Source organism: Pseudarthrobacter cremeus, assembly GCF_051857465.1.
GTDB lineage: Bacteria > Actinomycetota > Actinomycetes > Actinomycetales > Micrococcaceae > Arthrobacter.
Genome location: NZ_JBPZHC010000002.1, coordinates 115,956 through 135,045, shown reverse-complemented (window position 1 = coordinate 135,045; position 19,090 = coordinate 115,956). Strand labels below are relative to the sequence as shown.

16 protein-coding genes are annotated in these 19,090 nt (G+C 65.6%); 9 read left to right on the top strand and 7 right to left on the bottom strand.

Features of this window, described 5'->3' with window-relative positions; translation table 11 throughout:
• Positions 1–205 precede the first annotated feature (205 nt).
• Complete coding sequence (gene map / locus ACS5PJ_RS04310; protein ID WP_439433684.1) at positions 206–976, top strand: type I methionyl aminopeptidase; 771 nt, start codon at positions 206–208, stop codon at positions 974–976.
• Between the two features lie 56 nt (positions 977–1,032).
• On the opposite strand, the gene gdhA is transcribed toward map, so the two are convergent.
• Entirely contained in the window at positions 1,033–2,370 is a 1,338-nt protein-coding gene (gene gdhA, locus ACS5PJ_RS04305) for an NADP-specific glutamate dehydrogenase (protein WP_439433683.1), read from the bottom strand.
• 190 nt (positions 2,371–2,560) lie between these two features.
• Between gdhA and ACS5PJ_RS04300 the strand changes: the two genes are divergently transcribed.
• Together ACS5PJ_RS04300 and ACS5PJ_RS04295 are read left to right on the top strand one after the other, a co-directional pair.
• On the top strand, positions 2,561–4,510 hold the full coding sequence (locus tag ACS5PJ_RS04300; RefSeq protein WP_439433682.1) for an alpha-amylase family protein: 1,950 nt from the start codon (positions 2,561–2,563) through the stop codon (positions 4,508–4,510).
• 97 nt (positions 4,511–4,607) lie between these two features.
• Positions 4,608–5,465, top strand: coding sequence for a prephenate dehydratase (locus ACS5PJ_RS04295; RefSeq protein ID WP_439433681.1), 858 nt, complete (start codon positions 4,608–4,610; stop codon positions 5,463–5,465).
• Between the two features lie 27 nt (positions 5,466–5,492).
• On the opposite strand, the gene betT is transcribed toward ACS5PJ_RS04295, so the two are convergent.
• Positions 5,493–7,745 carry a choline BCCT transporter BetT gene (gene betT / locus ACS5PJ_RS04290; RefSeq protein WP_439433680.1) on the bottom strand — a complete coding sequence of 751 codons (2,253 nt, stop codon included), beginning with the start codon at positions 7,743–7,745 and terminating at the stop codon, positions 5,493–5,495.
• A gap of 215 nt (positions 7,746–7,960) precedes the next feature.
• A complete protein-coding gene (locus ACS5PJ_RS04285; protein WP_439433679.1) occupies positions 7,961–9,877 on the bottom strand; it encodes an FAD-binding monooxygenase in 1,917 nt (638 codons plus the stop codon).
• A gap of 253 nt (positions 9,878–10,130) precedes the next feature.
• On the opposite strand from ACS5PJ_RS04285, the gene ACS5PJ_RS04280 reads away from it, so the two are divergent.
• The 6 genes from ACS5PJ_RS04280 (at position 10,131) to ACS5PJ_RS04255 (ending at position 16,648) form a co-directional block, all read left to right on the top strand.
• Positions 10,131–11,627: a fumarylacetoacetate hydrolase family protein gene (locus ACS5PJ_RS04280; RefSeq protein WP_439434106.1), complete on the top strand. Its 1,497-nt coding sequence runs from the start codon at positions 10,131–10,133 to the stop codon at positions 11,625–11,627.
• The gene (locus ACS5PJ_RS04275; RefSeq protein WP_439433678.1) at positions 11,620–12,357 is read left to right on the top strand and encodes a GntR family transcriptional regulator; all 738 of its coding nucleotides are present in this window, start codon (positions 11,620–11,622) and stop codon (positions 12,355–12,357) included. The genes ACS5PJ_RS04280 and ACS5PJ_RS04275 overlap by 8 nt, the downstream gene beginning before the upstream one ends.
• A 62-nt stretch (positions 12,358–12,419) precedes the next feature.
• Complete coding sequence (gene hpaE / locus ACS5PJ_RS04270) at positions 12,420–13,934, top strand: 5-carboxymethyl-2-hydroxymuconate semialdehyde dehydrogenase (protein ID WP_439433677.1); 1,515 nt, start codon at positions 12,420–12,422, stop codon at positions 13,932–13,934.
• 40 nt (positions 13,935–13,974) lie between these two features.
• Positions 13,975–15,060 carry a 3,4-dihydroxyphenylacetate 2,3-dioxygenase gene (gene hpaD, locus ACS5PJ_RS04265; protein WP_439433676.1) on the top strand — a complete coding sequence of 362 codons (1,086 nt, stop codon included), beginning with the start codon at positions 13,975–13,977 and terminating at the stop codon, positions 15,058–15,060.
• Between the two features lie 2 nt (positions 15,061–15,062).
• Positions 15,063–15,848: a 2-oxo-hept-4-ene-1,7-dioate hydratase gene (gene hpaH / locus ACS5PJ_RS04260; protein ID WP_439433675.1), complete on the top strand. Its 786-nt coding sequence runs from the start codon at positions 15,063–15,065 to the stop codon at positions 15,846–15,848.
• The gene (locus ACS5PJ_RS04255) at positions 15,833–16,648 is read left to right on the top strand and encodes an aldolase/citrate lyase family protein (protein ID WP_439433674.1); all 816 of its coding nucleotides are present in this window, start codon (positions 15,833–15,835) and stop codon (positions 16,646–16,648) included. Before hpaH ends, ACS5PJ_RS04255 begins: the two co-directional genes overlap by 16 nt.
• Here the strand turns inward: ACS5PJ_RS04255 and ACS5PJ_RS04250 are convergent.
• The 4 genes from ACS5PJ_RS04250 to ACS5PJ_RS04235 all read right to left on the bottom strand — a co-directional run bounded on the left by ACS5PJ_RS04250 (position 16,642) and on the right by ACS5PJ_RS04235 (position 19,089).
• Positions 16,642–17,058, bottom strand: a complete 417-nt coding sequence (locus ACS5PJ_RS04250; protein ID WP_439433673.1) for a DUF302 domain-containing protein — start codon at positions 17,056–17,058, stop codon at positions 16,642–16,644. The two genes, ACS5PJ_RS04255 and ACS5PJ_RS04250, sit on opposite strands and share 7 nt — an antisense overlap.
• A gap of 99 nt (positions 17,059–17,157) precedes the next feature.
• Entirely contained in the window at positions 17,158–17,529 is a 372-nt protein-coding gene (locus ACS5PJ_RS04245) for a hypothetical protein (RefSeq protein ID WP_439433672.1), read from the bottom strand.
• 147 nt (positions 17,530–17,676) lie between these two features.
• Entirely contained in the window at positions 17,677–18,099 is a 423-nt protein-coding gene (locus ACS5PJ_RS04240; RefSeq protein WP_439433671.1) for a heat shock protein transcriptional repressor HspR, read from the bottom strand.
• A 15-nt stretch (positions 18,100–18,114) separates the two neighbouring features.
• Positions 18,115–19,089 carry a DnaJ C-terminal domain-containing protein gene (locus tag ACS5PJ_RS04235; protein WP_439433670.1) on the bottom strand — a complete coding sequence of 325 codons (975 nt, stop codon included), beginning with the start codon at positions 19,087–19,089 and terminating at the stop codon, positions 18,115–18,117.
• Between the last annotated feature and the right edge of the window lies 1 nt (position 19,090).

Here is a 19,090-nt window from a genome sequence, read left to right as displayed (position 1 = left end):
TCCTGTCCGGTTGGCGTTAGCTACTAGTAAACCTTGTTGCACCAGAGTAGCCAAACCGCCGTTACGGGCGTCGCTCAGAAATGTTAATTGCGTGTTACGCGGCAGCGGAGCCTGGACGCTGCTTGATTTCGGCCCGCACGGCATCGAGTGAAGGCCCACCATAATATGGCCGGTATAGATATTGGCCGCATGAGAAAGGCGCCGCATGATCGAGATCCTGAACCCCACCGAACTGGCCCGTGCAAAGGAAACAGGCGCCTTGGTGGCCAACATCCTGCAGACGCTGAAGGGCCGCACCACTGTGGGCACAAACCTCCTGGACATCGATCGGTGGGCCAAGGGCATGATCGTCGACGCCGGAGCGGACTCCTGTTACGTGGACTACGCGCCATCCTTCGGACGCGGGCCGTTCGGCCACTACATCTGCACCGCCGTCAACGATGCCGTCCTCCACGGGCTGCCGCACGACTACGCGCTTGCCGACGGCGACCTGCTGACTCTCGATCTCGCCGTCGCCAAAGCCGGAATCGCCGCAGATTCCGCCATCAGCTTCATCGTGGGCGAATCAAAGCCCGCGGAGAGCGTGGCATTGATCAGCACGACCGAACGCGCCCTGGCGGCAGGGATAGCGGCCGCCGGCCCCGGAGCGCGAATCGGCGACATCTCGTACGCCATCGGCGCCGTCCTCAGCGAAGCGGGGTATCCCGTCAACACCGAGTTCGGCGGCCACGGCATCGGATCAACCATGCACCAGGATCCGCACGTGCCGAACACCGGACGGCCCGGCCGTGGCTACAAGCTGCGCCCCGGGCTGCTGCTGGCGCTGGAGCCATGGATCATGGTGGACACAGCCCAACTCGTCACGGATGCGGACGGGTGGACGCTCCGAAGCGCGACGGGATGCCGGACCGCCCACAGCGAGCACACCATCGCGATCACCACGGACGGGGCGGAGATCCTTACCTTGCCGCGGTAAATCGGGGCCGGAGCAATCAGCGGGCGGTGGAGCAGTTGCAGGTGCTGGATCAGGCCCTAGATCAGCCCTTGGGCGAGCATGGCGTCTGCCACCTTGACGAAGCCGCCGATGTTGGCGCCGAGCACATAATTGCCTGGCTCCCCGTATTCGTCAGCGGTGGCGGCGCAGCGGTGGTGGATCCCCACCATGATCTCCGTCAGGCGCTGCTCGGTGTGCTCGAAGGACCAGGAGTCGCGGCTGGCGTTCTGCTGCATCTCCAGCGCTGAAGTGGCCACACCTCCCGCGTTGGCGGCTTTGCCCGGGCCGAACAGCACGCCGGCATCCTGGAACACCGAAACCGCGTCACGGGTGGAGGGCATATTGGCGCCTTCGCCGACGGCGAGGAGGCCGTTGCGGACCAACCGCGCGGCAGCATCGCCGTCGAGCTCGTTCTGGGTGGCGCACGGCAAAGCCACGGTGGCATTGACGTCCCACACGGAGCCTGCCTCCACGTAGGCAACGCCGGAACGGCGCAGTGAATAGTCCTTGAGGCGTCCGCGTTCGGTTTCCTTCACCTGGCGGAGGAGTCCGACGTCGATTCCAGCCTCGTCCACGATGTAGCCGGAAGAATCCGAGCAGGCCACCACTGTGGCGCCGAGCGTCTGGGCCTTGGCGATGGCGTTGATGGCTACGTTGCCGGAACCGGAGACCACCACACGCTGGCCGTCGAAGGACGTTCCGCGGGTCTTGAGCATTTCTTCGGTGAAGATGACGGTGCCGAAGCCCGTGGCCTCGGGCCGGACCAGCGAGCCGCCCCAGGAAATACCTTTGCCGGTCAGGACACCGGATTCATAGCGGTTGGTGATGCGCTTGTACTGGCCGAAGAGGTAGCCGATCTCGCGTCCGCCCACACCGATGTCACCGGCGGGAACGTCCGTGTATTCGCCGATGTGGCGGTACAGCTCGGTCATGAACGACTGGCAGAACCGCATCACTTCGGCATCGCTGCGGCCGCGGGGGTCAAAGTCCGAGCCGCCCTTGCCGCCGCCGATGGGCATGCCGGTCAGCGCGTTCTTGAAAATCTGCTCGAAACCCAGGAACTTCACAATTCCCAGGTAGACGGAGGGGTGGAAGCGCAGTCCGCCCTTGTAGGGGCCGAGGGCCGAGTTGAATTCAACCCGGAAGCCGCGGTTGATCTGCACGCGGCCGGAGTCGTCGGTCCACGGCACGCGGAAGATGATCTGCCGTTCTGGCTCGCACAACCGCTCCAGGATGGCGGCTTCGAGGAACTCCGGGTGCCGGTCGTGGACGGGTCCAAGGCTCTCGAAAACCTCGGTCACTGCCTGATGGAATTCAGCCTCGCCGGGGTTCCGCGCCAACACGGTATTCCGGATGGCTTCGAGCCGCGAGTCCACACTGTCTCCTCAAATTCATTGAATGTTCAACATCCGATGGTATCAACGAATATTGCCGCCGGACTTCCTGAATCCTGCACCGCGGTCCGTCATGGCCCTGCCAATGCCTGTCGGCTTGGATGTTCCCATGGCATACTTCCGTAACCACGAGCCGGCGGGATGAGCCGGCCGCAGCAGGAGGAGTGGATCCATGCAGGGGCAGGTCAATGTGGACGAATCGTCGTATCAGCACGTCCTGGATGCACTGAACCGCGAACCGGCCTTGGCGGAGTCAGATCCGGACGGCGCGTTCAGGCAACGGTTTGACCGGCACTTCCCGGAGCTCCGGCAGCTCTTTCACGGCCTGTACAGAACGCGGGAGGACTGGCTGGATCAGCTCACCGCGCTGGTGGTCCAATGTGCCCGCTCCTGGCAGGAGCGTCCGGCGGGGCTGAAGGCCGTCGACGCCGAGCGGGAGGGGAACAGCAACTGGTTCCTGTCCAACGACATGCTCGGCGGGGTCTGCTACGTGGACCGGTACGCCGCCAGCCTGGACGGCGTCCGTGCCCGGATCCCGTATTTCAAGGAACTCGGCCTCACCTATCTTCACCTGATGCCGCTGTTCCAGGCGCCGGAGCCGCATTCCGACGGCGGTTACGCGGTTTCCAGCTACCGGCACGTCAACCCGAAGCTGGGCACCATGGAGCAGCTGCGGGGGCTGGCTGCGGAGCTCCGGGCCAACGGCATCAGCCTCGTGGTGGACTTCATCTTCAACCACACGTCCAACGAACACGACTGGGCCCGGCGGGCGGCGGCAGGCGATCCGGAGTACAGCGACTACTTCTGGATCTATCCGGACCGGACCATGCCCGACGCCTTTGAGCGGACCGTGCGGGAGATCTTCCCGGACGACCACCCCGGATCCTTCGTCCCGCTGCCGGACGGGCGGTGGGTATGGGCGACGTTCCACACCTACCAGTGGGACCTGAACTACGCGAACCCGGCAGTGTTCCGGGCCATGGCGGGCGAAATGCTGTTCCTCGCCAACCAGGGGGTGGACATCCTGCGCATGGATGCCGTCGCCTTCATCTGGAAGCAGCTGGGCACGCCGTGCGAAAACCTGCCCGAAGCACACCAGCTCCTCCGGGCGTTCAACGCTGTGTGCCGGCTGGCGGCGCCGTCGCTGCTGTTCAAGTCCGAGGCGATTGTGCACCCGGACGAGGTGGCGCTCTACATCGATCCGGCCGAATGCCAGCTGTCCTACAACCCGCTGCAGATGGCCCTCATCTGGGAGTCGCTTGCCACCCGCGACGTGGCGCTTCTGTCCCAGGCCTTGGAGCGGCGGCACAACATTCCCACCGGCACATCGTGGGTGAACTACGTCCGCAGCCATGACGATATCGGCTGGACATTCGCCGACGAGGACGCCGCTGAGCTGGGAATCAACGGTTTTGACCACCGGCGGTTCCTCAACGCCTTCTACGTCAACCGGTTCCCCGGGAGCTTTGCCCGGGGCGTCCCGTTCCAGGACAACCCCCGCACCGGCGACTGCCGCATCTCCGGAACCACCGCCTCACTCTGCGGGCTCGAGGACGATCCGGAGCACGCCATTGGAAGGATCCTGCTGGCCCACTCGGTGGCCTTCAGCACCGGCGGCATCCCGCTGCTCTACCTCGGCGACGAGGTGGGGCAGCTCAATGACTACCAGTACGCCCTGGAGGAAGGGCACGACGCCGACAGCCGCTGGGTGCATCGGCCCCACTACCCCGCGGAGCAGTATGCCCGCAGGCACGACCCCGCCACCGCCGAGGGGCAGATCTTCAGCGGCCTGCGCCGCATGACCGAAGTCCGGGCTTCAACCCCGGAACTGGCCGGGACCCGGCTTATCGGCTTCCGCACCAACTCCCCCGGCGTCCTGGGCTTCCAGCGCCCCGGCGAGGAAGGCGCAACTGCGAGCACAGGTCCGGGCAGCACCGTCCTGGGCAGCACCGTCCTGGTGCTGGCAAACTTCGGCGACGGCGCCCGGCAGATTCCGGCGGTGACGTTCTCCGGGTTCGCGGCTGCCGCCGTCGAACTTCTCACAGAGGAAACCGTCAGCCTTACTGAAGGCGTCACGCTTGCCCCGCACCAGTACCTATGGCTGCGGGTCACTCCCGGCTGACGGGGGCCGTGACCGGGGGTCCCGGAGCGGCTGCTCAATGACGGGATAATCCCGGCCCGATTGGGGGGATGGCGCGGGCCGTGAAACCATACGGACCATGGCCCAGAAGATTGCGTACCAGGGTGAGCCCGGCGCCAACTCCAATATCGCGTGCATGCAGATGTTCCCCCAGCTGGAGAGCGTACCCTGCGCCAGTTTCGAGGACGCCTTCGAGCTGGTGTCCAGCGGCGAGGCGGAACTGGCGATGATCCCCATTGAGAACTCGATTGCCGGCCGGGTGGCGGACATCCACATCCTGCTGCCGCAGTCCCGGCTGCAGATCGTCGGCGAGTTCTTCCTGCCCATCCATTTCGATCTGTTGGGCATTCCCGGGAGCACCATCGAAGCGGCCACCGAGGTCCACAGCCATATCCACGCCCTGGGCCAGTGCCGGCGGCTGATCCGCGAGCACGGCCTCAAGCCCGTCATCGCCGGCGACACCGCCGGTTCAGCCCGGGAGGTGCGGGAGTGGAACGACCCCACCAAACTTTCCCTCGCTCCCCCCTTGGCCGCCGAGATCTATGGCCTGGAGGTGCTGGCTTTGCGGGTGGAGGATGACCCTTCGAACACCACCCGGTTTGTGGTCCTGGCGCCGGAAAAGGAACTCCCCACCCGGGAAGAACTGGCCGGACCGGCCGTGACAAGCTTCCTGTTCCGGGTCCGGAACGTTCCGTCGGCGCTCTTCAAGGCCCTCGGCGGGTTCGCCACCAACGGCGTGAACATGACGCGCCTTGAGAGCTACATGGTGGGCAACGAGTTTGCCGCCACCATGTTCATGGCCGACGTCGAAGGCCACCCCGAGGACCTGGCGCTGAGCCTTGCCTTGGAGGAACTCGCCTTCTTCACCACGGAAGTGCGGATCCTGGGCGTGTACGCCGCCGCCGATTACCGGCTTGGCCAGGCGGCAACCGCCTAACGGACACCGCCCGCCTAACGGACACCGCTAGGCCCCGGGGTTGTCCGTTCCGCTGTCGTGCGGAGGTTCCACCAGAGGCATGCTCCCGGTGGCTGCCGGAACCGGCGGGGTGAGCACCGAGGCGTAGTCGTGCTGGGTTGAGTACGTCAGGAAGCCCAGGTGCGCCTCGTAACGGTCCAGGACGTCGTCGATGATCTGCTGATGCGACAGGCCCATCAGGTCGTAGCCCTCGGATCCGGTCTGTGCGAAGACTTCCACCCGGTAGTAGATGTCAGTCTGCCGGGACATCCGTCCGCCGAACATCGGCACCGGCGCCTCCACTGCCTTCACCTGGTAGTGGAAGTCGCGGTGGTCCGGAATGCTGACCACCAGCGCGTGGCTGGCGATGGCCGTGTGTTCATCCGGTATGAGGTCAAGGGTGGCCTCGTAGCCCAGCTTGGTGAACTCCCTGACCACGTCGGCAAGTGCAGGCTGCACCGTGCGTTCCATGAACTGCGCCACCTGCTTCTTCGACGGATAGGACCGCATCCCTGCCAGCCGCTGGCGCCAGGTACGGTCCGGCACATAGCCGCCGTGCGCCGCCGTCGACTGCCTCCGCAGGACCTGCCCCTCGCGTTCCGCACGCTCCATGCGCAGCGCCTTGGAGAAGGAGGCCATCACCAGCCAGGCGATGACTGTCACCGGGAGGGCAAAGATGAGCGTGGCGTACTCCATGGTGGTCACGCCGCCGGCCACCAGCATCGCGATGGTCAGCAGCGCTGTGAGGACCGCCCAGAAGATGCGCAGCCACTTGGCGCCGTCCTGTGACGGGTCCGGGATGGAGGAGGAGAAGTTGGACATCACCATGGCACCGGAGTTGGCGCTGGTGAGGTAGAACAGCATTCCGGACAGCGTACCCAGGCCGATCAGGAATCCGGCGCCGGGGAACATCTGCAGCAGGGCGTACCAGCCCTGTTCCGGGCTGTCCATGGCCAACCGGGCGAACTCCGTGTTGCCGCCCAGGACCTCATGCATGGCGCTGTTGCCGAAGATGCTGACGATCAGGAAGTCGCACAGCACGGGGGCCGTGATGGCGGCGATGACGAACTCCCGCAAGGTCCGGCCGCGGGAAATGCGGGCCAGGAAAAGCCCAACGAACGGACCCCAGGCAAGCCAGAAAGCCCAGAAGAACAGTGTCCAGCCGGCCATCCACTCGGAGCCGCCCTCCTCGTAGGCGAAGGTCTGCAGGGTGCGGTCGGGCAGGGTGAACAGGAACCGGCCGATGTTTTCCACCATGGTGTTCAGCAGGAAAGAGGTCTTGCCGGTCACCAGGATGTACAGCAGCATGGCCGCCGCACTCCAGATGTTCAGTTCGGAGATCCAGCGGATTCCCTTGTCGACGCCGGAGGTGCATGCGGCGATGGTCATCACGACGGCGACAATCACCAGCGCTATCTGCAGTGCCAGGCCCTGCTGCAGGCCGAACAGCAAGGAGAACCCCACGTTCAGCAGCACCACGCCGATGCCCATGGACGTGGCAACGCCGAAGACCGTGCCTACCAGGGTCACGATGTCGATGGCGTCGCCCAGGCCGCCGCGGACGCGTTTGCCAAGCAGCGGATACAGGGCGGCGCGGATGGACAGCGGCATGCCCCAGCGGTAGGCGAAATACCCCATGGCCATGCCGAGCAGCGCGTACATCGCCCAGCCGGCCACGCCGTAGTGGAACATGGTCCAGACAACGGCGTCCTGGGCGGCGGCGGGGGTCTGGCCTGCGCCCACCGGCGGCGTCATGTACTGGGTGATGGGTCCGGTCACGGAGTAGAAGAGCATGTCGATGCCGACCCCGGCGGCGAACAGCATGGCTACCCAGGTGAAGAGTTTGTATTGTGGGCGGGAGTGGTCCGGGCCGAGCCGGACCGACCCTTCCTTGGACAGGGCCACCCAGAGGACGAACACGATCACCACCGTGACCGTGAGGACGTAGAACCAGCCGAGGTTTTCCGCGATCCAGGCCACCACGGTCTTCATGGTCGCGGCCGCGCCGGTGGGCATAATCATCGCCCACACGGAGAAGGCAACGATGATGGCCGAGGAGATCACGAAGACCCGCCAGTTGACCTTCGGCCCGCGTTCCTCGATCAGTTCGGCGGGCGCCTTGCTGAGTTCCTGACTGGAAACGGGCGGGCGGTTTTCGAAGTCCTGGCCGTTACGCCGCCGGTCCGTGCCGCCGAGCTGGCTCCTGGGGATCAGGGCCTTCGGCGGGTCCGCAGAGCGGGGTGGGTCTTTTTCTTCAGCCATGAGGTCCTCCTCCGATTGGCAACGAGCTCGGGCGGCCGCCAATGAGGGATGACCGCCGGCGGCCCCGGTCCGGGACGGAGGGGAGGCCGTGCACAGTAGGGCATTTTGCGTGCGGGCTGCATGCCTATGTTAGTACACGGCCTCCAGAGAGCGGCAACCGGTTGCCGCCCGAGGTCAGCCTTCCAGGGTCAGGCTCCTCGGCCAGGCTTCCGGGGTCAGACCTCCTTGGGCTGCCGGGCCGGGAGGAGATGCGCGAAGAATGCGGCGAGCTCGGCCGTCGCCGTCAGGGGAAGGACGTTGGCCACATACTGGTCCGGCCGCACCACCACCACCACGCCGCCACGGTCCAGTCCGCGCAGCTCGAAGATGTCGGCTTTCGGGTCCGCGGCATAGACCTTCTCGTAGTCCCTGAGCTGGAACGGCCCCACGAGCGGCTTGAACACCGCGGGGACGGCGTTGATGTCGATTTCCGTGTGCGGCTGCTGGTAGATCACCTTCACATCGAACCATGCGTCAAGGTCAGCCCCCGACGGCGTTGCAGCCAGGGGTGAATCGGGTGCGTTCGCGATCCACTCGGCGAAGTCGTTGACGGCCGACGGCGTTCCGGCCTGCGCCGCTTGGGGCGCCGCCGCATCGGCGAAGACGTAGATCCGCCACCGGCCGTCCGCAGTGGCGTGGTGCCCAAGGTGGATCGGGTTGGTGTCACCGACGCGCACCACGGGCGCGGACTTGAAGCGCTTGCCGATGGGGAAACCGGCCGCCAGCTCCTGGTGCACAGGCTCGGCAGTGAGCATCGATGGCGCATACTGCGTCATGAAACCGGCGGGGAACTCGGCCGTAGTGACGTAGAAGTCCTCGAGTTCAGAGGGGCTATTGAACTCCTCGGGCTTCTTCGCCATCATGGTGGACCATTCCTTGTCGAAGTCGATGAGGTTCTTAGCCACCACCTGACGCTCTTCGGAATAGGTGGACAGCAGGCTCTCCGGGCTGCGGCCCTCAAGCACGTGGCCCAGTTTCCAGCCGAGGTTGAAGCCGTCCTGCATGGAAACGTTCATTCCCTGGCCTGCCTTGGCGCTGTGTGTGTGGCAGGCATCCCCGGTGATGAAGACACGTGGCGTGCGGGTCCCCCGCTGGTCCGGGAGGACGTCGTCGAACCTGTCCGTGAGGCGATGGGCCACCTCATAGACGCTGTGCCAGGCGACATTGCGGACGTCCAGCGTGTAGGGGTGAAGGATCTGGTTGGCGTGGGCGATGATCTGCTCGATGGTGGTCGCACGCACGGAGCCGTGGTCGTACTGGTCAACTTCACCGAGGTCAACGTACATGCGGAAGAGGAATCCGCCTTCGCGCGGGATCAGCAGGATGCTGCCGCCCGAGCCGGACTGGATGGCGCACTTCGTCCGGATGTCCGGGAAGTCCGTGTTGGCGAGGACGTCCATGACACCCCAGGCATGGTTTGCTGCATCGCCCGCGAGGGTGCAGCCGATCGCATCCCGCACCTTGCTGCGGGCACCGTCAGCGCCAATCACGTACTTGGCACGGACAACGCGTTCCTGGCCTTCGTTGGGGCCCACCGCGTGGGCAAGCGTCACGGTGACGGGATACTCCCCCTCGCTTCCGACCTCGAGGCCCCGGAACTCAAAACCGTAGTCAGGCGACATCCGGGTGGGCGAGTTGGCCATGACTTCCGCGAAGTAGTCCAGAACGCGCGCCTGGTTGACGATTAGGTGCGGGAACTCGCTGATGCCCATTTCGTCGTCGACCGGCCGGGCACCCCTGATGATGCGGGAATGGTCGGCCGGGTCCGGCTTCCAGAACGCCATCTCAGTGATGCGGTACGCCTCGGCGATGATCCGTTCCGCGAAGCCGAATGCCTGGAAGGTCTCTACGCTCCTGGCCTGGATGCCGTCGGCCTGGCCGATGACCAGCCGGCCGGGGCGGCGCTCGACGATCCGGGTGGTGATGTCCGGGAACTGGGAGAGTTGCGCGGCGGCGAGCATGCCCGCCGGACCTGTACCCACGATGAGGACGTCGACCTCATCCGGAAGATCCGCGGGCCGGTTAATGCCCACTCCGGCCGCCGGCTTGACGCGGGGGTCACCGGATACGTAACCGTGATGGTGGAACTGCACGGGCTTTCCTCACTTCGCTGTGTGGTGATTCTCGGGCGCCACCTGTTCTATATCAGAACAGGCAGTTCGATAGATGAAATCATAAGTTCGGTTTCAACTGTACGGCAGATGCGACGGGGGCGACAAGGGTCCGTCGTCCCATTCAAACCCCGACGCTCCCTGGCTGGATTGCCGGGGATTTTTGGGGGTTGACGGGCCTTCCCCGGTGAGTATAGTGATCGTATACGATTTCGTACTCGACGAGGAGCAGCTGTTGGAACAGGTCACCGACCACATCTTGGCCTCGGCCCGCAAAGTCATTGCGGTGCACATCAACTACCCCAGCCGCGCCGCCCAGCGGGGGCGGACACCGGCCCAGCCGTCCTACTTCCTGAAGCCATCCTCCTCCCTTTCCCTCAGCGGGTCACCGGTGGAACGCCCCGCCGGCTGCGAACTTCTCGGCTATGAGGGCGAGATCGCCCTGGTGATCGGCAAGCAGGCACGGCGCGTCGGCATCGAGGACGCCTGGAGCCACGTCGCGGCAGTCACCGCCAGCAACGATCTCGGCGTGTACGACCTCCGCTACGCGGACAAAGGCTCCAACCTCCGGTCCAAGGGAGGCGACGGCTTCACCCCGGTGGGCCCGGCACTCATCCCGGCAGACGCGGTCGACCCCGCCGGCCTTCGCATCCGCACCTGGCACAACGGGCAGCTGGTCCAGGACGACACCACCGCAGATCTGCTCTTCCCGTTCGCTCGGCTCGTGGCGGACCTGTCCCAGCTGCTGACCCTCGAAGAAGGCGACCTCATCCTCACCGGCACCCCTGCCGGCGCCTCGGTCGCCAAACCGGGCGACGTTCTCGAGGTGGAGGTGTCCTCCGTGGACGGCGCACTGTCCACCGGCCGCCTGGTCACCACAGTGGAGGAAGGCACGACGCCGTTCGCTGACTTTGGTGCCCGGCCGCAGGCGGACGACGTCCAGCGTGAGGAGGCGTACGGTTCGCGCGAAGCCGCCGGTTTGGCAACGGAGGCTGCGGCACCCGGGGCAAGCGCCGCCGTCGGGCCTGTCCTGTCCCCCGAATTGAAGGCAAAGCTGGAGAGCGTCTGTACCGCCACTCTGTCCTCCCAACTGCGCAAGCGCGGCCTGAACAACGTCAGCATAGACGGCCTGACCTCCACCCGGCCGGAAAAGCGGATCGTGGGCCTGGCCCGGACCCTGCGCTACGTTCCCAACCGCGAGGACCTGTTCAAGACCCACGGCGGCGGCTTCAATGCCCAGAAGCGCGCCATCGACTCCGTGAACGAGGGCGAGATCCTGGTCATGGAGGCCCGCGGCGAAAAGGGCACCGGCACCATCGGTGACATCCTGGCCCTGCGCGCCGAGGTGCGTGGCGCCGTCGCGATCATCACCGACGGCGGCGTCCGCGACTTCTCCACGGTGGCCGCCATGGACATGCCCACCTACTACTCCAATCCCCACCCCGCCGTCCTGGGCCGCCGGCATATCCCCTGGGACACCGACATCACCATCGCGTGCGGCGGCACCACCGTGCAGCCCGGCGACATCATCGTGGCCGACTCGGACGGCATCCTGGTGATCCCGCCGGCGCTGGCCCAGGAGGTCGCTGACGATTCCATCGTCCAGGAACGCGAGGAAACATTCATCGCGGAGATGGTGCAGCAGGGCCACAGCGTGGACGGGCTCTACCCGCTGGGCAAGGACTGGCGCGCGAAGTATGAGGAATGGGAAGCAGGCAAAGCCCGTGACTGAAACAGCTGTGGCCGCCGGTAATACAGGCAGCAAGTCGGAGCAGGCCTACCGCGCAGTTAAGGCACGGATCGTCGAAGGTGCGTACACCCCCGGCTACCGGCTGGTACTGGGCACCATCGCGAAGGACCTTGGCTTCAGCGTGGTGCCCGTCCGTGAAGCCATCCGCCGGCTCGAAGCCGAAGGCCTGGTGACGTTCGAACGCAACGTGGGCGCCACAGTGGCCGGCATCGATCCCACCGAATACCTCTACACCATGCAGACGCTGAGCATTGTGGAGGGTGCGGCCACCGCCATCTCGGCTCCGCTGATCGGCGCGCAGGACATCGAGCGGGCCCGCAGCATCAACGCGGAAATGCGCGAATGCCTCAAGCACTTCGATCCCGTCCGCTTCACCCAGCTGAACCAGGACTTCCACAGCGTCCTGTTTGAACACTGCCCCAACCCGCACATCCTGGACCTGGTCCACCGCGGCTGGAACCGGCTCGCCTCGCTGCGGTCCTCCACCTTCCGCTTCGTCCCCGGCCGCGCCCACGATTCCGTGGACGAACACGAAGCGCTGCTCCGGCTCATCGAAACAGGAGCGGACCCGGAGCGCATCGAGAAAGCCGCCCGGCTTCACCGTTCCACCACCCTGGACGCCTACCTCGCCCAGGCAGCCCCCGCCGAACACGCAGCCCCCTCCGAAACCCCCTCCGAAACCAACGCGGGGTCACTAAACGCCCGATATTAGGCCTCCGAGGCACCAAAAGTGACCCCGCGTTGCTCTTAACTGACACAGTAAGGAAGAAAACAATGTCGTTTACAGCCGAACAGACCACGAAGCATTACGTGCCGCAGGACCTTCCCACCCACATCCAGCACTACATCAACGGCCAGTTCGTTGACTCCGTGGGCGGGGCGACCTTCGACGTCCTGGACCCGGTCTCAAACCAGAACTACGCCACCGCCGCTGCCGGCCAGAAAGAGGACATCGACCTCGCGGTCGCCGCCGCCCGCGAAGCCTTCAAGAACGGCCCGTGGCCGAAGATGAAACCCCGCGAACGCGCCCGCATCCTGAACAGGATTGCCGATGCCGTTGAGGCCCAGGAGGACAGGCTCGCGGAACTGGAAACCTTCGACACAGGCCTGCCGATCACCCAGGCCAAGGGCCAGGCTCTTCGCGCTGCGGAGAACTTCCGCTTCTTCGCGGACCTGATCGTGGCCCAGTTCGACGACGCCATGAAGGTCCCGGGCTCGCAGATCAACTACGTGAACCGCAAGCCGATCGGCGTGGCCGGGCTCATCACGCCGTGGAATACCCCGTTCATGCTGGAGTCCTGGAAGCTGGCCCCGGCCCTGGCCACCGGCAACACCGTGGTCCTCAAGCCTGCCGAGTTCACCCCGCTGTCCGCTTCGCTGTGGGCTCAGATCTTCAAGGATGCCGGCCTGCCGGACGGCGTGTTCAACCTGGTCAACGGCCTCGGCGAGGAAGCCGGCGACGCCCTGGTCAAGCACCCGGACGTTCCGCTGATTTCCTTCACCGGCGAGACCACCACGGGGCAGACCATCTTCCGCAACGCCGCAGCCAACCTCAAGGGCCTGTCCATGGAGCTCGGCGGCAAGTCGCCGTGTGTGGTCTTTGCCGACGCCGACCTGGACGCCGCCATCGACTCCGCCCTGTTCGGGGTCTTCTCCCTCAACGGCGAACGCTGCACCGCCGGCTCGCGGATCCTGGTGGAACGCGCCATCTACGACGAATTCTGCGAGAAGTACGCCGCCCGCGCCAAGAACATCGTGGTCGGCGACCCGCACGATCCCAAGACCCAGGTGGGTGCGCTGGTCCACCCGGAGCACTTTGAGAAGGTGGCCTCCTACGTGGAGATCGGGAAATCAGAAGGCCGGCTGCTGGCCGGCGGCGGACGGCCGGAAGGCCTGCCCGAAGGCAACTACATCGCACCCACCGTGTTTGCCGACGTCGCCCCCGACGCGCGGATCTTCCAGGAGGAGATCTTCGGTCCCGTCGTGGCCATCACGCCGTTCGAGAACGACGACGAGGCACTCACTCTGGCGAACAACACGAAGTACGGCCTGGCGGCCTACATCTGGACCCAGAACCTGACCCGCGCCCACAACTTCTCCCAGAACGTCGAGGCCGGCATGGTGTGGCTGAACAGCCACAACGTCCGGGACCTGCGCACCCCGTTCGGTGGCGTCAAAGCCTCGGGCCTCGGCCACGAAGGCGGCTACCGCTCCATCGATTTCTACACCGACCAGCAGGCCGTCCACATCACCCTCGGGACAGTCCACACCCCCAAGTTCGGCGCCTAGCCAGCGCTCTTCATCCCCCTTTCAAAGAAGAGAGAGCATCATGACAAACTTCGTTCCCACCCCCACCGTTCCGGCTCCGGACATCGTCCGCTGCGCCTACATGGAAATCGTGGTCACCGACCTCGCCAAATCCCGCGCGTTCTACGTGGACCTCCTGGGCCTGCACGTCACCGAAGAGGACGAGAACAACATCTACCTGCGGTCGCTGGAGGAGTTCATCCACCACAACCTGGTGCTCCGTAAGGGACCCATCGCCGCCGTCGCAGCCTTCGCCTACCGGGTGAAGTCCCCCGCCGAAGTGGACGCCGCCGAGGCCTACTACAAGGAACTCGGCTGCCGCACCGAACGCCGCAAGGAAGGCTTCACCAAGGGCATCGGCGACTCCGTCCGCGTCGAGGACCCACTCGGTTTCCCCTACGAGTTCTTCTACGACGTGGAGCATGTAGAGCGCCTCACCCAGCGTTACGATCTCTACTCCGCAGGCGAACTCGTCCGGCTGGACCACTTCAACCAGGTCACCCCGGACGTGCCCCGTGGCCGGAAGTACCTGGAGGACCTCGGGTTCCGCGTCTCCGAGGACATCCAGGATTCCGACGGCGTAACGTATGCCGCGTGGATGCACCGCAAGCAGACCGTGCACGACACCGCCCTGACCGGCGGCAACGGCCCGCGCATGCACCACGTCGCGTTCGCCACGCACGAGAAGCACAACATCATCCAGATCTGCGACAAGATGGGCGCCCTGCGTATCAGCGACAGGATCGAACGCGGCCCCGGCCGGCATGGCGTGTCCAACGCCTTCTACCTCTACATCCTGGATCCGGACGGCCACCGCGTGGAGATCTACACCCAGGACTACTACACCGGTGACCCGGACAACCCCGTCATCACCTGGGATGTCCATGACAACCAGCGCCGCGACTGGTGGGGCAACCCCGTGGTCCCGTCCTGGTACACCGAGGCCTCCCTGGTCCTGGACCTGGACGGCAACCCCCAGCCCGTCATTGTCCGTGAGGAAAAGAGCGAGATGGCCGTTACTGTCGGCGCCGACGGCTTCTCCTACACCCGCAAGGACGGCTCCCCGGAGGGTGACCGGACAGGCTTCAAGCTCGGGGCGCAGCTCTAGCCATGCTGGATGCGAAGACGATCGAGGCCATTGCGGATGAACTGCTCGAAGCGGGCCGCAACCGGAAGCCTGTCCCACGCCTGACTGCCCGTTATCCGGAGATGACGGTGGAGGATTCCTACGCGGTGCAGCAGCTGTGGCGGCGCCGGAACGAGGAAGCGGGCCGGACCCTGGTGGGCCGCAAGATCGGCCTCACGTCCAAGGCCATGCAGGCGGCCACCGGCATCACGGAACCGGACTACGGCGCCATTTTCGATGACATGGTGCTGGAGACCGGCTGTTCGGTGGAGTGGGACCAGTACACCCATCCCCGCGTGGAGGTGGAGCTGGCGTTTGTCCTCAAAGACGCGCTGAAAGGCCCGGGCTGCACCATTTTCGATGTCCTGAAGGCCACCGATTACGTGGTTCCGGCCCTCGAGATCCTCGATTCGAGGATCGAGATGGAGGGCAGGACCATCGTGGACACCATCTCGGACAACGCGGCCATGGGTGCGATGGTGATCGGCGGCAACCCGGTGAAGCCGGACGCCGTGGACCTCCGCTGGGTCTCCGCCATCCTGTACAAGAACCAGACAGTGGAGGAGACAGGCGTCGCCGCCGGGGTCCTGGACCACCCGGCGAACGGGGTGCACTGGCTGGCCAACAAGATCGCCGCCCACGGGGACAGCATGAAAGCCGGCGACATCATCCTGGCCGGTTCCTTCACGCGGCCGATGTGGGTATACAAAGGGGACACCGTCCACGCAGACTACGGACCACTGGGAGTTGTGACATGCCGCTTCGAATAGGAGACACCTTCCGCGACGCCCTGCGTAACCAGAAAGGTGAAGCAGGCCGTCCGCTGGCGGGGATGTGGGTGTGCTCGGGCAGCCCGCTGGTGGCGGAGCTCTGCGCCGGGTCAGGCCTGGACTGGCTCCTGGTCGACGCCGAACACAGCCCCAACGGGCTTGAATCCGTCCTCGCCCAGCTGCAGGCCATCCACGGCTACCCGGTCCACACGGTGGTCCGGCCGCCCGTGAACGACACCGTCATGATCAAGCAGTACCTGGACCTGGGCGTGCAGAACCTGCTCATTCCCATGGTCAACTCCGTGGCGGAGGCGGAAGCCGCGGTTGCCGCCACCCGCTACCCGCCCCACGGGGTCCGCGGGGTGGGCTCTGCCCTGGCCCGTGCCGCCCGCTGGAACCGGGTCCCGGACTACCTGGCCCGCGCCGGGGAAACCATCAGCGTCACGGTCCAGATCGAATCCCGTGCCGCCGTGGACGCGGTGGAGGAGATCCTGAAGGTGGACGGGGTGGACGCCATCTTCCTCGGCCCGTCCGACCTCGCTGCCTCGATGGGGCTGCTGGGCCAGCAGGAGCACCCGGAGGTGCGCGCCGCCGTCGAACATTGCCTCAAAGCTGCCAAAGCGGCGGGGAAACCCGCCGGCGTGAACGCGTTCAACCCGGACACCGCCCGCCATTATGTGAACGCGGGAGCGGACTTCATCCTGGTCGGGGCCGACGTCGCCCTGCTGGCGAGGGGCTCCGAGGCCCTCGCCGCGGCGTTCATTCAAACGTCCGACGGCGGCTCTCCCGCCAGCTACTGACCGGCACCGCCCAGCGAAGCCAAAGCCGCCCGGAGCCGTGCATCGGCGTCGTTCGCAACCTCCTGGACCTCCGGGCTGTCGCTGAGCTTGACCATGGTCTGCGGATCGATTGCCTGGATGGTGGTCTGGCTGGCGTCCGGAGGCCGGCGGACCACCACGTTGCAGGGCAGCAGCGCGCCCATGTCAGGTTCGGCGGAAAGCGCCCTGCGTGCCAGCATGGGGTTGCAGGCACCAAGGATCACATAGTCGCCGAGCTCCTCCCCGGCATCAGCTCCCAGTTTGGCTTCAAAGGTGGCGCGGACGTTGATTTCGGACAGGATCCCGAATCCTTGTCCGGCGAGTGCCTCGCGGGTGCGCTCCACGGCGTCTTCCCACGCCAGCGGGACTGTGACTGTATGTGTGTAGGTCATGGCTCTCCTGAAGGTTTGGGGCGTCGTACTCACCAGCAGTATACCCCTATGGGTATCCGACAGGCCCGGCACGATGCCAAAAACTTTCGGGCGGGCGCGTTACCCCATGGCCGGCGCGACGGACGTGCCGCCGCTGAACTGCCGGCGGGCCCAGCGGGCGAGTTTCTTGCCCTTGCCCTTCCACCAGCTGTCCTCGTCCTTGTCGTGGTGAAGGCGGAAGATGATCGCCATCATCACGAACATCGACATGCACACATCCGTCCAGGACCACGACAACGCGTCGATGAGCACGCTCATGCCGGTGGCGATGATGGACGGGATGGCCAGCGTCCGGAAAACGGTGCTGGCCAGGTATCGCCGGTGCGACCTCGGCACGGACAGCGCCCGCACCATGTCGAAGCAGACGCACACCACCACGATGGTCTGGCCGATGGAGAGCAGGATCAGCCCGACTGTGGACCCTGCGAACATTTGGACTGAAGAACCGAACACGCGAAAAACCCCCAGAGGCTCGAACATGCGCTGTGAGACCCAGCTGCAGTTCCATTCAAGACAAAGGGGGCGGGCCCGTCACGAGTAGTGGGTACTCTAATTTTTTGGACATCAATGCCGGGCGGGCTAGGTGCCCAGTGCCCTGGGGCGCCAGATCACCACAGCCTGGGACCGTGCCCGGGGCCGCTGTCCGCGGGCAAGGCTCACCACATCGCCGGCCGCACCGGCGGCAAAGATCCGCTGGTCAAGCGGACGACGGCGGCCCAGTTCCTCGGTCAGTTCACTCACCTTGGACTGCAGTGCGGCCACCTGGTTCTCGAGCTCCAGGATCCGCTTGATGCCTTCCAGCGAGACCCCTTCGTGGGAGAGCCGCTGGACTTCACGTAGCACGTTCACGTCCCGCTGCGAGTAGCGGCGGGACTTTCCCGGTGCGCGGCTGGGCGACACGATGCCCAGCCGGTCGTACTGCCGGAGGGTCTGCGGGTGCATGTCCGCCAGTTCAGCCGCCACGGAGATCACGAAGATCGGCTGGTCAGCGCTGATGTCCACGGTCTGCCCCGCTGCCTACAGCCGGGCCCTGGCGGCCAGGCCGCTCCGGACATCGGCGTCGGCGGTGGCTTCGGCGAACGCCTTCACGGCCGCCTCGGCTTCCTTGTTCAGGTTCTTGGGAACCGCGACGTCGATGGTCACCAGGAGGTCACCGGTGGCCTTGGACGTCTTGACGCCGTGGCCCTTCACCCGGAGTGTGCGGCCGGACGGGGTGCCTGCCGGGACACGGACCCGGACCTTCTCGCCGTCCACGGTGGGGACTTCAATGTCGGCGCCCAAAGCAGCTTCCGGGAACGTGACGGGGACGTGGATGCGGAGGTTGTCGCCGTCGCGCGTGTAAAAATCGTGGGGCTTGACTGCAACCGCCACCACAAGGTCCCCGTTGCCGGCCGGGCCGGGCTGGCCCTTGCCGCGGACGCGGACTTTCTGGCCGTCCTTGATCCCGGCAGGAACGCGGACATCAATGACCTCGCCGCTGGGTTCGCGCAGGCCGATCGAGGTGCCGCGGATGGAACCGGCGAAGGAAATCGTGGTCGATGCGGTGCGGTCCGCGCCCTTCTGCGGGGTCCGCTGGAAGCCGGGCTGCGCCCCGAAGCCGCCGCCCCCGAAAAGGTCGGCGAACTCGGGCGGAATCCCGCCGGCCGTGCTGAAGCCGCCGGCGTGGCGTCCGGTGCTCCCGGTAAACAGGCCACCGAACATGTCCTCGAACCCGCCGTTCGCGGCACCGGCCCCGCCTGGAGCGAACCGGGCGCCGCCGCCCATGGCCCGGATCGCGTCATACTGCTGCCGCTCATCGGGATCGGAAAGCACCGAATAGGCCTCGGAGATGTCCTTGAACTTCTTCTCCGAAGCCGAATTCCCGGCGTTGGTGTCCGGGTGATGCTGGCGGGCAAGTTTCCGGTAGGCCTTCTTGATGTCGGCTTCGGAAGCGTCCTTGGCGATACCAAGGATCGCGTAAAAGTCCTTGTCCACCCAATCCTGGCTAGCCAAT